Raw genomic sequence first — 13,706 nt, forward strand, 5'->3', positions numbered from 1 at the left:
AGCCACGACTCTTCAACTCATCACTTGTGGGAGCGCTCCCACACTACCTGACACGTACACATCCCGCACGTTCCCCGCCCGAGCCGAAGCGTCAAGCAACGGGGCAAGAAGTGCAGTTGGCCGGGGGGTCGGCACGTCAGGCAACAGGAGGACGCAATGCGCACGAGTTCCCGCCGGTCCGGACGGCTGGTGGCCTTCGCGGCCGTGACCGCGCTGGCCACGAGCCTGCTGGCCGGTTGTTCCAGCGACGACGACAGCGGTTCGGGGGGCGGCGACGGCAAGGTCACGCTCAACGTGGGCACGTTCGGCGTGCTGGGCCTGAAGCAGGCAGGTCTCTACGCCGAGTACGAGAAGTCGCACCCGAACATCAAGATCAAAGAGAACGTCATCGAGCGCAACGACGCCTATTACCCGAAGCTGCTCACCCAGCTCCAGTCCGGCGCCGGTGTCAATGACGTCGCGGCCGTAGAGGTCAGCAACATCACCGAGGTCGTGCAGACCCAGGCCGCCAAGTTCGAGGACCTGAGCAAGGCCAAGGGCGTGGACAAGTCCACGTATCTCGACTGGAAGTGGAAGCAGGCCACGACCGACGACGGCAAGACGGTCGGCCTCGGCGTCGACATCGGCCCGACGGCGCTCTGTTACCGCAAGGACCTCTTCAAGAAGGCCGGTCTGCCCACCGACCGCGAGGAGCTCGCCAAGGAGTGGGCCGGCGACTGGGACAAGTACGTCGACGTCGGCAAGAAGTACATGAAGAAGGCGCCCGACGGCACCAAGTTCGTCGACTCCGCCTCCAGTGTCTACAACGCCGTCTTCGCCGGTGCGAAGGAGCGGTACTACGACAAGGGCGGCAAGGAGATCTACGAGGACAGCCAGGGCCGCAAGGACGCCTGGGACGCGGCGATGAAGGTCGCGCAGGGCGACATGTCCTCCAAGCTCAAGCAGTTCGACCCGACGTGGGACCAGGGCTTCGCCAACGCCAAGTTCGCCACCGTGGCCTGCCCCGCGTGGATGGCCGGCTACATCCAGGAGAAGACGGGCCCGGAGGGCAAGGGCCAGTGGGACATGGCCAAGGCGCCGACCGACGGCAACTGGGGCGGAACGTTCCTCGGCGTGCCGAGCGCGGGCAAGCACAAGAAGGAGGCGACCGAGCTCGCCGTCTGGCTGACGCAGCCCGAGCAGCTCGCGAAGGTCTTCGCCAAGCAGGCCAGCTTCCCGTCCACCCCGTCGGCGTACGACACGCTGAAGCCGTCGCCCGCGACCAAGGCGTACTTCAACGACGCGCCCATCACGGAGATCTACGCCGACATCGCGAAGAACACCCCGTCGGCCATCTACGGCCTCAAGGACGCCCAGATCGGCCAGTCCATCACGGACATCGGTGTGCTCCAGGTGGAGCAACAGGGCAAGTCTCCGGCTGAGGGCTGGGAAGCCGCGCAGAAGGAGATCAAGGATGTTCTGGGACAGTGACGCGCATGTCCGAGACCGCTGAGTACGCCGAGACCGCGTCCCCCGGTGAGGGGGACGCGGCCCCGGCCGCGTCCGGGAGGCGCAAGGCCTCCCCCACGTCCTCGTGGCGCAGCCGCCTGTACCGCTGGGACATAAAGGCGTCGCCGTACGTCTTCGTCGCCCCGTTCTTCCTCTTCTTCGGTGCCTTCGGCCTGTTCCCGCTGCTCTACACCGGCTGGGCCTCGCTGCACCGCCTGGAGCTGACCAACCTCGACGACAGCACCTGGCTGGGACTGGAGAACTACACCAACCTGCTGCAGAGCGATTACTTCTGGAACGCCCTCGGCAACACCTTCACCATCGGCATCATCTCCACCGTCCCGCAGCTCGCCGTCGCGCTCGGCATCGCGCATCTGCTCAACTACAAGCTGCGCGGCTCCACCCTGTGGCGGGTGGCGATGCTCGCTCCGTACGCCACGTCGGTGGCGAGTGCCTCGCTGGTCTTCACGCTGCTCTTCGCGTGGGACGGCGGCATGGTCAACTGGATCATCGGGTCCGTCGGCATCGACCCCGTCAACTGGCGTGAGTCGTCGTGGGGTTCGCAGTTCGCGGTGTCGTCGATCGTCATCTGGCGGTGGACCGGCTACAACGCGCTGATCTATCTGGCGGCGATGCAGGCCGTGCCGCACGACCTGTACGAGTCGGCCTCGCTGGACGGCGCCTCGCGCTGGCAGCAGTTCCGGCACGTGACCATCCCGATGCTGCGTCCGACGATCCTGTTCACGGTGGTCGTCTCGACCATCGGCGCGACCCAGCTCTTCGGTGAGCCGCTGCTGTTCGGCGGCACGGCGGGATCCAAGGGCGGCGCCGACCACCAGTTCCAGACCCTGGGGCTCTATCTGTACGACCAGGGCTGGATCAACGGCCACCTGGGGCGGGCATCGGCGGTCGCCTGGCTGATGCTCGTGGTCCTGCTGCTCATCGCCGCGGTCAATCTGCTGATCGCCCGACGTCTGAGGAAGGCCCAATGAAGTCCCGCACCCCGGGCCTGAGGCCTGCCCGGCCGCTGGGCCCGAAGGCCGGCCGCACGATGCACGCGGGGCCCGTCACCTACGTCGTCCTTGCGCTGTTCACGGCCGTCTCGCTGGCACCGCTGATCTGGACGGCGATCGCGGCCTCGCGCACCAGCGGGCGGCTCGCCCAGACCCCGCCGCCCCTGTGGTTCGGCGGGAACCTCTTCAAGAACCTGGAGCGGGCCTGGACCGAGGCCAGTCTCGGCGACGCGATGCTGAACACCACGATCGTGGCGGGCAGCATCACCATCGGCACCGTGCTGTTCTCCACGATCGCCGGATTCGCCTTCGCCAAGCTGAAGTTCAAGTTCAGCGGCCTGCTGCTCCTGCTGACCATCGGCACGATGATGGTGCCGCCGCAGCTCAGCGTCGTACCGCTGTATCTGTGGATCGCCGACCTGCAGTGGACCAACCAGCTCCAGGCGGTGATCCTGCCGACGTTCGTGAGCGCCTTCGGGGTGTTCTTCATGCGGCAGTTCCTGCTTCAGGCGCTGCCGAGCGAGCTCATCGAGGCGGCGCGGATGGACGGCGCGAGCAGTGTGCGCATCATCTGGCACGTGGTGTTCCCGGCGGCACGGCCCGCGATGGCGGTGCTCGGTCTGCTGACGTTCGTCATGGCCTGGAATGACTTCCTGTGGCCGATCATCGCGCTGAACCAGTCGAACCCCACCGTGCAGGTGGCGCTCAACTCCCTCGGCACGGGTTACATCCCGGACCGGGCGGTGATCATGGCGGGCGCCCTGCTCGGCACCCTGCCGCTGCTCCTGGCGTTCTTCCTCTTCGGCAAGCAGATCGTGAGCGGCATCATGCAGGGCGCCGTCAAGGGCTGAGGCCCCGTGCAGCCTGCCGCCCCTCTCCCCCGCCAGGGCCGAGTCACCGCCGGCCTCGGCCCTGGCCTCCAGACCGACCCCTGTTCTTTCTTGTCCCCTTCCCCCTTTCCATGGGAGCGCTTCCATGACTGAATCCCTTGCCTTTCCGGCCGATTTCCTCTGGGGTGCCGCGACGTCCGCGTACCAGATCGAGGGTGCCGTGCGTGAAGACGGCCGTACCCCCTCCATCTGGGACACCTTCAGCCACACGCCCGGCAGGACGGCCGACGGCGACACCGGTGACATCGCCGTCGAGCACTACCACCGCTACCGCGACGACGTCGCGCTCATGGCGGACCTCGGCCTGGGCGCCTACCGGTTCTCCGTCTCCTGGTCGCGGGTGCAGCCCACCGGGCGCGGTCCGGCCGTGCAGCGCGGCCTCGACTTCTACCGGCGGCTCGTCGACGAGCTGCTGGAGAAGGGCATCAAGCCCGCCCTGACCCTCTACCACTGGGACCTGCCGCAGGAGCTGGAGGACGCGGGCGGCTGGCCCGCGCGCGAGACCGCCCACCGGTTCGCCGAGTACGCGGGCTTCGTCGCCGAGGCGCTCGGCGACCGCGTCGAGTCGTGGATCACGCTCAACGAGCCGTGGTGCAGCGCCTTCCTGGGATACGGATCCGGCGTGCACGCCCCCGGCCGCACCGACCCGGCGGCGGCACTCCAGGCCGCGCACCACCTCAACCTCGCGCACGGCCTGGGCACCCAGGCGCTGCGCGCCGCCCTGCCGGCCCGCGCCAAGGTCGCGGTGAGCCTCAACTCCTCGGTGGTCAGGGCGGTTTCGGACAGCCCAGCGGACCAGGATGCCCGCCGCCGCATCGACAACCTCGCCAACGGCGTCTTCCACGGCCCGATGCTGCACGGCGCCTACCCCGCGGACCTGCTCACCGACACGGCCCGGGTCACCGACTGGTCCTTCGTGCACGACGGCGACCTGGCCGCCGCCCACCAGCCGCTGGACGCGCTCGGCCTGAACTACTACACGCCCGCGCTGGTCTCCGCCGCGCACGACGACCCGGGGAACCCGCGGGCCGACGGGCACGGCGCGAGCGAGCACTCCCCGTGGCCCGCGTCCGACGACGTGGCGTTCCACCAGACGCCGGGCGACCGCACCGAGATGGGCTGGACCATCGACCCGACGGGGCTGCACGAGCTGATCATGCGCTACACCCGGGAGGCGCCGGGCCTTCCGCTGTACGTCACCGAGAACGGCGCGGCCTACGACGACAAGCCCGACCCGGAGGGCCGCGTCCACGACCCGGAGCGCATCGCCTACCTGCACGGACACTTGGCCGCCGTCCGCCGGGCCATCACGGACGGCGCCGACGTCCGCGGCTACTACCTCTGGTCCCTCATGGACAACTTCGAATGGTCGTACGGCTACAGCAAGCGCTTCGGCGCGGTGTACGTCGACTACGAGACGCAGGCCCGCATCCCGAAGTCCAGCGCCCACTGGTACGCGGGCGTCGCGTCCACCGGCGAGCTGCCGCGCGAGTACGTCGCGGACTGACCGGCGGGGAGCGGCAGCCCAGGGAGCCGAGTGGCAGCACTCCACCCGGCTCCTTAGGTTGCCCATATGCCATATACGCCTCGTATCGCAATAGACCAGGCACGGTGAGCGCCGGTGGGCGTACTCCGTGATCACCCCGAGTTCGCGCTGTTCATCTGCCTCGCCCTGGGCTACCTCGTGGGCAAGGTGCGCGTCGGCCCCATCACCCTGGGCGGCATCTGCGGCACGCTGATCGTCTCGCTGCTGCTCGGCGCCTGGGCCAAGGTCGTCGTCTCCGACGACGTCAAGACGATCTTCTTCGCGCTCTTCATCTTCTCCCTCGGCTATCTCGCGGGCCCGCAGTTCTTCTCCAACCTCAACCGCGAGAGCCTGCGCTTCTTCGCGCTCTGCGGCATCGAGCTGGTCTGCGTCCTGGGCATCGCGTTCGGCCTGGCCAAGGCCTTCGACCTGGACGTCGGCACGGCCTCGGGCATCCTGGCGGGCGCGGCCACGGAGTCGGCCGTCGTCGGCACGGCCACCGAGGCCATCGGCAAGCTCGACGGCCTCACCCCGGACCAGATCACCCAGTACCAGGGGCACGTGGCCACCGCGTACACGGTCTGCTACCTCTTCGGCCTGATCACCATCGTGCTCTACACCAGCCAGATCATGCCGATGATGCTGCGCATCAACCTGCGGGACGCCTCGCGCGAGCTGTGGGAGAAGATGCGCGGCTCGGGCGGCGGCCTGGAGTCCGACGAGCGGCAGGCGCTGCCGGGCATGGTCGGCCGCACCTATCTGGTGACCACGGCCGACGGCCGGACCGTCGGCGACCTGGAGTCGGACCTCGACGGCCGGGTCACCGTCGAGGCCGTCAAGCGGGGCAGCAAGAACCTGACGCCCGCGCCCGGTCTGGCGCTCACCCTCTCCGACCTGGTCCTGGTGGTCGGCCGCCGCGCCAACGTCATCGAGTCCGGGCATCTCATCGGCCCCGAGACCCCCGGCATCCCCGGCGTCGACACCCCACTGGCCACCGCGCAGGTCGCCGTGACCGAGAAGTCGTCGGACGGCATGAGCGTGGACGACCTCCAGCGCGCGCATCCTGAGTTCATCAAGGACGGCGTGTACGTCACCGACGTACTGCGCGGCGACCAGCATCTGCCCGCGGCCGGCTCCACCACCGTGCGCCGCGGTGACGTGCTCACCCTGGTGGGCGCGCGCTCCGGCCTGAACAAGCTGGTCGCGAGGATCGGCGCGGTCGTCAAGAACGACGCCACCGACTTCATCTATCTGGGTCTGGGCATCGCCGCCGGTTCCCTGCTCGGGCAGGCCGTCGTGCACTTCGGCGACGTGCCCATGTCGCTCGGCACGGGTGGCGGCTGTCTGATCTCCGGGCTGCTCTTCGGCTGGTTCCGCTCCCGCAGACAGACCTTCGGGGCGTTCCCGCCGCAGGCCGCGAACACCCTCAAGGACATGGGCCTGGCGATCTTCATCGCCTGTACGGGGCTCGTGTCGGGGCCGCAGGCCTGGCCGCTGCTCAAGGAGTACGGCGCGCTGCTCCCGTTCGCCGGGATCGCGATGGTCCTGGTGCCCGCGACGATCTCGCTCCTCGTCGGCCGCAAGCTCCTGAAGATCGAGAAACCGCTCCTGATCGGCGCCATCGCCGGCCAGCAGTGCTCGACCCCGGCGATCACCTCCGTCACCCAGGTGGCCCAGAGCTCGGTCCCGCTGCTCGGCTACACGATCACCTACGCCCTCTCGAACTTCCTGCTCCCCCTGACCGGGCCGATCCTCGTCGGCGTACTCGGCGCCTGACGTGGCGCGTCCGGAGCGTAGAAAATGATTGACTTCCTCAACCGGAACATCTTCCAGCCCCATCCCGAGCTGCTCGTCTTCATCACCGTGGCGATCGGCTTCCTCTTCGGGAAGCTGCGCTACAAGGCCATCGGGCTCGGCGCGGTCACCGGCTGTCTCATCGCGGGGCTGCTGCTCGGGGCGCAGTTCAAGGTCGAGATCGACGGCACGGTGAAGAACCTCTTCTTCACGATGTTCCTGTTCGCGCTCGGCTACAAGGTCGGCCCGCAGTTCTTCCGCGGCCTGAAGAAGGACGGCCTCCCCCAGGTCCTCAACGCGGTCGTCGTCTGTGTGACCGGCCTGCTCGTCTGCTGGGCCTTCGCCGCGATGCTCGGTTACGGCCCCGGTCTCTCGGCGGGGCTGCTCGGCGGCGCGCTCACCCAGTCCGCCGTCATCGGCGTCGCGGGCGACGCGATCTCCAACCTGCCGGGGCTCAGCTCCGCGCAGGTCAAGAGCGAGTCGAACCTGGTCGCCATCGGGTACGCGGTGACGTACCCCCTGGGCACGATCCTCTGCGCGATGCTGCTCGCCAACGTCCTGCCCAAGCTCTACCGCAAGGACCTCGCAGCCGAATCCGCCGCCCTGGCCAAGGAGTTGGACGCCCCCGGCGACAACCCCGACCTCGCCGAGGGCTACTACGAGGTCGTCCTGCGCGCCTACACCATCCAGCGCCCCGACCTCGTGGGCCGCACCATCGAGGACTTCGAGAACCAGCAGCGCGAGCTGGGCCGCCGGGTCTACATCACCCGCGTCCGCAGAGAGGGGAACATCCTCGACCACGACCAGCAGCTCGCCCTGCGCGAGGGCGACGTGGTGGCGCTGAGCGCGCTGCGCGGCTCACTCGTCGAGTTCGACGCCCGTACGCACATCGGCGCCGAGACCGACGACGTCGAACTCCTCGGCTACCAGACCGAGTCGCTGCACGTCGTGGCCTCCGAGAAGGACCAGCTGGGCCGGACCATCGGGGACCTGCGGCGCGAGCCGTTCATGGTCGGTGTCTACGTCGACAAGCTGTACCGCTCCGGCGCCGACTTCCCCTACCGCCTCTCCACCAAGCTGGAGCGCGGCGACACCCTGGTCCTCACCGGCCCCAAACGCCTGGTGGACCCGGCGGGCAAGGAGCTCGGCAAGCCCGTGCCGACGTCCTTCGCCACCGACATGATCTGGGTGGGGCTCGGCATCTTCCTCGGCGGCTGCATCGGCATCCCGGCGCTGACCGCGGGCGGCGTGCCGATCTCGCTCTCCACGTCCGGCGGCGCGCTGATCATGGGCCTGGTCTTCGGGTGGATCCGCGGCAAGTACCCGACGTACGGGAACGTCCCGCCCGGCGCCCAGTGGTTCATGGACACGCTCGGGCTCTGCCTGTTCGTCGCGGTGGTCGGCATCAACGCGGGCCCGAGCTTCACCTCCGGCCTCTCGACCGCCGGTTGGGGGCTGCTCGTGTTCGGCGCGGTCGCCACGGTGATCCCGCTGACCGTCGGCTTCCTCTTCGGGCACTACGTGCAGAAGATCCGCTTCCCCATCCTGATGGGCGTCCTCGCGGGCGGCCAGACGACCACCGCGGCGATCGGCGCGATCAACGAGTCGTCCCGGTCCCAGATCCCGACGCTCGGCTACACGATTCCGTACGCCGTCGGAAACGTGCTCCTGACGATCTGGGGAGCCGTCATCGTCCTGCTCCACCACTGAACCTCTCCCCTATTGCCCTTCTCCGCCTCCCCCCTTTCCGCCTCTCCCCTTTCCGCCTCTCCCCTTTCCGTACGCATGTGAGGAACGAGCGCCGTGCCCAAGACCACCTTCACCCGCGAGGAAATCCAGTCCTTCGCCCAGCTCAGCCCCTTCGAGCTGAAGGACAAGTTCATCCAGATCGCCCAGGCGGTGCAGGCCGACAAGCCGGGGCAGAAGGAGACCTCCAGCGTCCAGATGCTCAACGCGGGACGGGGCAACCCCAACTGGATCGCCACCGGGCCCCGCGAGGCCTTCTACGCGCTCGGCTACTTCGCCCTCTCGGAGTCGAGGCGGGTGTGGACCGCCGACGACCTCGGCGGCATGCCGGAGAAGAAGGGATCGGGCGCCCGCTTCGACACCTTCGTGCGGCAGCACCCGGACCTGCCCGGCATCGAGCTGCTCCAGAGGTGCGTGGAGTACGCCGTCGAGCGGTTCGGCTTCGACCGGGACGACTTCGTCCATGAGCTGACGGACAGCTCGGTCGGCGACAACTACCCCGTGCCCGACCGGATGCTGAAGCACGCCGAGCAGATCGTGCGCGGCTACATCGACGACGAGATGTTCGACCACAAGCCCCCGCCGGGCAACCTCAGCCTGTTCGCCACCGAGGGCGGCACGGCCGCGATGTGCTACATCTTCGACTCGCTCATGAAGAACGGCGTCCTGCACAAGGGCGACAAGATCGCCCTGATGGTGCCGGTGTTCACGCCGTACGTCGAGATCCCCGAGCTCGACACGTACGAGTTCGACGTGACGTACGTCGAGGCCAGCATGTTCGCCGAGGCGGGCGTGCGGGAGTGGCGCTACCCGGAGGAGGAGGTCGCCAAGCTCGCCGACCCGGACATCAAGATGGTCTGCCTGGTCAATCCCTCCAACCCGCCCTCGCTTGCGCTGAGTCAGCGGGTCGCGGACCAGATCAAGCAGATCGTCGCCACGTCGAACCCGAACCTGCTGATCGTGACGGACGACGTGTACGGGACGTTCGTCGAGGGCTTCCGGTCCGTCGCCGCCGACCTGCCGCGCAACACGCTGCTCGTCTACTCGTACTCCAAGCACTACGGCGCCACCGGCTGGCGGCTCGGCGTCATCGGGCTGAACGACGACAACGTCATCGACGAGCTGATCGCGGCGCTGCCGCAGAGGGAGAAGGACCGGCTCGCCAAGCGGTACGGGACGCTGACGCTGGAGCCGGAGAAGATCAGGTTCATCGACCGTCTGGTCGCGGACTCCCGGCAGGTGGCGCTGAACCACACCTCGGGGCTGTCCCTCCCCCAGCAGATGATGATGGTCCTCTTCTCCCTCTTCGACATGCTGGAGGAAGGGCAGGCGTACAAGCTGCGCATCCGCGCGATCGTGCAACAGCGGCTCGAACTCCTCCTGGAAGGCGCCGAGATGAAGATCTCGGACGACCCGCACCGGGCCGGCTACTACATCGAACTCGATCTGCTCGCCGAGGCCGAACGCGTCCACGGCAAGGACTTCGCCGACTTCCTGGAGAAGAACTACGAGCCGGTCGACCCGCTGTTCCGCCTCGCCGAGCAGACGCACGTGGTGCTCCTGAACGGCGGCGGCTTCGAGGGCCCCGAGTGGTCGGTGCGGGTGTCACTCGCGAACCTCGACGACCTCGACTACCTGAAGATCGGGCATCACCTGCGGTCGATCTTCAACGACTACGCGTCGGAGTGGCAGGCGTCGAAGGCGTAGTACGGAAGTAAGGCATAGTACGGGAAGCACGGGAAGTACGGGACAGAGGTGGGCGCCCCGACCGGGTGGGGGGTACCGGTCGAGGCGCCGTGGGGGGCGGTGGCTACTTGTAGGCCCCGAAGGCCTTGGTGAAGGCGAGCGGCTCCTGCTCGATCGAGGAACAGGTCGGCGAGGCACCGCCGTTGGCGCCGCCCTCACAGGCCTTGTCGCGAGTCGAGGACCACATCGCCAGCCAGCCGAGACCCTTCTCCTCGGCGAACTTCACCAGCTCCGTGGCGTCGTCGACCTTGAAGACCTCGGTGGTGACGTCGTTGACGCCGATCATCGGGGTGACCGCGACGGCCTTCCAGGCCGCCTCGTCGGACAGGTCGAGGGCGCCCTTGATCTGCTTCTGCGTGGCGGTGGCGGCGTCGATGGCGTACTTGCCCATGTCACCGCTGTAGGACGCCCCGTAGTCCATGGCCATGATGTTGACGGCGGAGACCTGCACGCCGTTCTTCTTGGCGTCGGCGACGAGGTCGACGCCCGGCTGCGTCAGGCCCTCGGGCATGACGGGCAGCGTGAACGAGACGTCCAGACCCTCGTGTTCCTTCTGCAGCTGCGCGATGGCCTGCGCGCGACGGGTGTTGGCGGCCGTCTCCGGAAGGGCGGCACCCTCGATGTCGAAGTCGACCTTCGTCAGCTTGTACTTGTCGATGACCTTGCCGTACGCCTTCGCGAGCTCGTCGGCGCTGTCGCACTTGAGGCCCAGCTCGGAGCCCGCCTGGCCGCCGAAGGACACGCGTACGTCGCCGCCCTTGGCCCGCAGGGCTTCGATCTGCGAGGCGACCTTGTCGTCGTCGAGGCCGGTGGCGCCGCCCCAGAGGGGCTCGCAGCCGCCGCCGGAGGTGATGAAGGCGAGGGTGAACTCCTTCACGCCGGTCTTGTCGGCGGTGTCGACGAGGTCGTACGCGGGGGCGAGCGAAGTGTCCACGAACGGGGCGAACTTGGCACTGCCCGCGGCCTTCGCGGTGTCCTCGGCGGGAGCCTTGGTCGCAAGGGCCGTCCCGGAGAGGGCGAAGGCGCCGCCACCTGTGAGGGCGGCGGCCACGAGCCCGCCTATGACCTTGGACCGAGTGCTCACCGTGCGCCGATGCGTACTGCTCATCGCGTGCCTGCCTTAGCTGTGCGGGGGTGGGGGTGCTGTGGGGATGCGTGCAGCACGTTAGCCTCGCGGGGACGCGGCATTACGGGCATATGGGGCTCTGCACTGGATCTTAGGGCGGGCTTAAGGGAGCGATCGGGGGCGGTTAATGGTGGGCTCTCGTTCACAGCTGGACGCGGGGTGAACGGGTGGGTGGGCGGGTGGCTGGGAAAAATCCGTCGCGAAGCGGCGGTGCAGGGCTCAGCGCCGGTCCAGGGCTAGCGCGCGCCGGTGGTGCGCTTGCGGCGGCGTACGGAACCCCCGTGCCCACGCCCCCCGGCCACCGGCCGACGCCCGTCCAGCTGGATCCAGATGCGGACCTCGGTACCGCCGAGCACGGACCGCCCGATGCGGACATCACCGCCGGTGGACTCCGCGAGCTGCCGCACGATGTCCAGGCCGAGCCCCGTCGAGCCATCGGCCCCGGACCCGGCGCCCCGCGCCAACGCGGCCTCGGGGTCGGCGATCCCGGCCCCCGCGTCCGACACCAGAACAATCACGGCGTCCTCGCCACTGTGCACGTCCACCGCGAACGCCGAACCCTCCCGCGTGTGCCGGAAGACGTTGCCCAGCAGCGCGTCCAGGGCGGCGACGAGTTCGGGGCGTGCCACCGGTATCCACACCGGCCGCTCCACCCCCGCGACCCGCACCTCGCGCCCCTCGTCCTCCGCGAGCGCCGACCAGAAGGCCATGCGCTCCTGGATCACCTCGGAGGCGTCGCAGCCCGCGCCGGGGCCGACCGCGGCGGTCTGCGGCTTGGCGTCGCGGGCGGTGCGGATGATCGTGTCGACCTCGCGCTCCAGCTTCTCCACCGCGATCCGGGTCTGCTCGGCGGCGGGACCGTCCCCCAGCGAGGCCGCGTTGAGCCGCAGCACCGTCAGCGGAGTACGCAGGCGGTGCGACAGGTCCGCCGCCAGTTCCCGCTCGTTCGCCAGGAGCTGGACCACCTGATCGGCCATCGAGTTGAACGCCACGGCGGCAAGCCGCAGCTCCGTCGGCCCCTCCGCAGGGACCCGCGCCCCCAGCTTCCCCTCCCCGAGGGACTGCGCCGCGCCCACGAGCCGCTTGGCGGGCTGCACCATGCGTACGCCGAGCCGGTCCGCCACCGCCACGGACCCGATGATCAGCGCGACGCCGACACCCGCGAGCACCAGCCACGCCGTGGTCACGCCGTTGCTGACCGCGCCCTCCGGCACGAAGATCTCGACCACGGCGATCTGGGTGGAGCTCAGCGCCGTCGGCTGGAGCAGCGCGAAGCCGCCCTCCACCGTCGTGGTCCGCGCCCTGCCCTCCTTGCGCGTCGTCTCCACCGCGGACGCGTCCGCCCGCCCGTCGCCGATGTCCAGGGCGGGTGCGTCGTCGATGGCCGGCACGTGCACGGCCATGCGCCCCTCACCGCCCGCCTCGGACGTGGCGACGGCCTTCGTCAGCTGATCGCGGTCGGTGGTGATGGAGAGCGTGGGGCCCATGCCGGCCGCGTGCCGCTCCGCGTTCGAGAAGGCCCGGTCGCGCGCCATCTCCTGGATGACGAGCCCGAGCGGCACCGCGAAGGCCACCACGACCATCGTCGTGACGGCCAGGCACACCTTGACGAGTGCCCACCTCACAGCGGTGGCTCCAGCTTGACGCCGACACCCCGCAGCGTATGCAGATAGCGCGGCCTCGCGGCCGTTTCGCCCAACTTCCTCCGCAGCCACGACAGATGTACGTCGATGGTCTGGTCGTCCCCGTAACTCTGCTGCCACACCTCGGCGAGCAGCTCCTTGCGCGGTACGACGACACCGGGCCGCCCCGCGAGGAACGCGAGCAGGTCGAACTCGCGCCGGGTCAGGTCGAGCCGCGCACCGTCCAGCTCCGCCTGGCGGCGCAGCGGGTCTATGGCGAGCCCGCCGACGCGTATCTCCCGGCTCGGCGGGGCCTCGCCCGCGGTGACGCGCGAGCGGCGCAGGACGGCGGCCATCCGGGCCGACAGGTGCTCGACCGAGAACGGCTTGGTCAGGTAGTCGTCGGCGCCGTCGTTCAGGAGCCTGACGATCTCGGTCTCGTCGTCACGCGCGGTGGCGATGATCACGGGGACGTCGGTGATCCCGCGGAGCATCTTCAACGCCTCGGAACCGTCCAGATCGGGCAGACCGAGGTCCAGGATCACCACGTCGAAACGGAAATGGGCCACTTCGCGCAGCGCCTCCAGGGCAGTGCCGACGCTGCGCACGGTGTGCGATGCCTCGGTCAGATGCCGGATGAGAGCGGAGCGTACGAACTGGTCATCCTCGACGACGAGCACACTTGCCATGGGCGGCACCGTACGCCATATGAGTGACCCCGGTCCTCCTGGGACGGCGGGCGCCCCGGTGGTGCAG

At 68.9% G+C, this 13,706-nt stretch carries 10 protein-coding genes; 7 read left to right on the plus strand and 3 right to left on the minus strand.

From position 1 onward, the window contains the following. Positions 1-156: 156 nt before the first annotated feature. The 7 genes from AB0E78_RS24525 to AB0E78_RS24555 all read left to right on the plus strand — a co-directional run bounded on the left by AB0E78_RS24525 (position 157) and on the right by AB0E78_RS24555 (position 10,163). Positions 157-1,470 (plus strand): extracellular solute-binding protein, encoded by a 1,314-nt coding sequence (locus AB0E78_RS24525; RefSeq protein WP_361836223.1) that lies wholly within the window; start codon positions 157-159, stop codon positions 1,468-1,470. A gap of 5 nt (positions 1,471-1,475) precedes the next feature. Beyond that, entirely contained in the window at positions 1,476-2,480 is a 1,005-nt protein-coding gene (locus AB0E78_RS24530; protein ID WP_361836226.1) for a sugar ABC transporter permease, read from the plus strand. Further along, positions 2,477-3,352 carry a carbohydrate ABC transporter permease gene (locus tag AB0E78_RS24535; RefSeq protein ID WP_361836228.1) on the plus strand — a complete coding sequence of 292 codons (876 nt, stop codon included), beginning with the start codon at positions 2,477-2,479 and terminating at the stop codon, positions 3,350-3,352. Before AB0E78_RS24530 ends, AB0E78_RS24535 begins: the two co-directional genes overlap by 4 nt. Before the next feature lie 124 nt (positions 3,353-3,476). Beyond that, positions 3,477-4,898: a GH1 family beta-glucosidase gene (locus tag AB0E78_RS24540; RefSeq protein ID WP_361836231.1), complete on the plus strand. Its 1,422-nt coding sequence runs from the start codon at positions 3,477-3,479 to the stop codon at positions 4,896-4,898. A 114-nt stretch (positions 4,899-5,012) separates the two neighbouring features. Continuing rightward, entirely contained in the window at positions 5,013-6,692 is a 1,680-nt protein-coding gene (gene aspT, locus AB0E78_RS24545; RefSeq protein WP_361836234.1) for an aspartate-alanine antiporter, read from the plus strand. Between the two features lie 24 nt (positions 6,693-6,716). Beyond that, positions 6,717-8,420 (plus strand): aspartate-alanine antiporter, encoded by a 1,704-nt coding sequence (gene aspT / locus AB0E78_RS24550; protein WP_361836236.1) that lies wholly within the window; start codon positions 6,717-6,719, stop codon positions 8,418-8,420. A 93-nt stretch (positions 8,421-8,513) separates the two neighbouring features. After that, positions 8,514-10,163, plus strand: a complete 1,650-nt coding sequence (locus AB0E78_RS24555; RefSeq protein ID WP_361836239.1) for a bifunctional aspartate transaminase/aspartate 4-decarboxylase — start codon at positions 8,514-8,516, stop codon at positions 10,161-10,163. A 103-nt stretch (positions 10,164-10,266) separates the two neighbouring features. On the opposite strand, the gene AB0E78_RS24560 is transcribed toward AB0E78_RS24555, so the two are convergent. The 3 genes from AB0E78_RS24560 to AB0E78_RS24570 form a co-directional block, all read right to left on the minus strand. Further along, on the minus strand, positions 10,267-11,310 hold the full coding sequence (locus tag AB0E78_RS24560) for a chitinase (RefSeq protein ID WP_361836241.1): 1,044 nt from the start codon (positions 11,308-11,310) through the stop codon (positions 10,267-10,269). A gap of 254 nt (positions 11,311-11,564) precedes the next feature. Beyond that, positions 11,565-12,953, minus strand: coding sequence for a HAMP domain-containing sensor histidine kinase (locus AB0E78_RS24565; RefSeq protein WP_361836244.1), 1,389 nt, complete (start codon positions 12,951-12,953; stop codon positions 11,565-11,567). Continuing rightward, positions 12,950-13,639 carry a response regulator transcription factor gene (locus tag AB0E78_RS24570; protein WP_249589774.1) on the minus strand — a complete coding sequence of 230 codons (690 nt, stop codon included), beginning with the start codon at positions 13,637-13,639 and terminating at the stop codon, positions 12,950-12,952. The genes AB0E78_RS24565 and AB0E78_RS24570 overlap by 4 nt, the downstream gene beginning before the upstream one ends. Positions 13,640-13,706: the final 67 nt, after the last annotated feature.

The organism is Streptomyces sp. NPDC032198, from assembly GCF_040636975.1.
Lineage (GTDB): Bacteria > Actinomycetota > Actinomycetes > Streptomycetales > Streptomycetaceae > Streptomyces.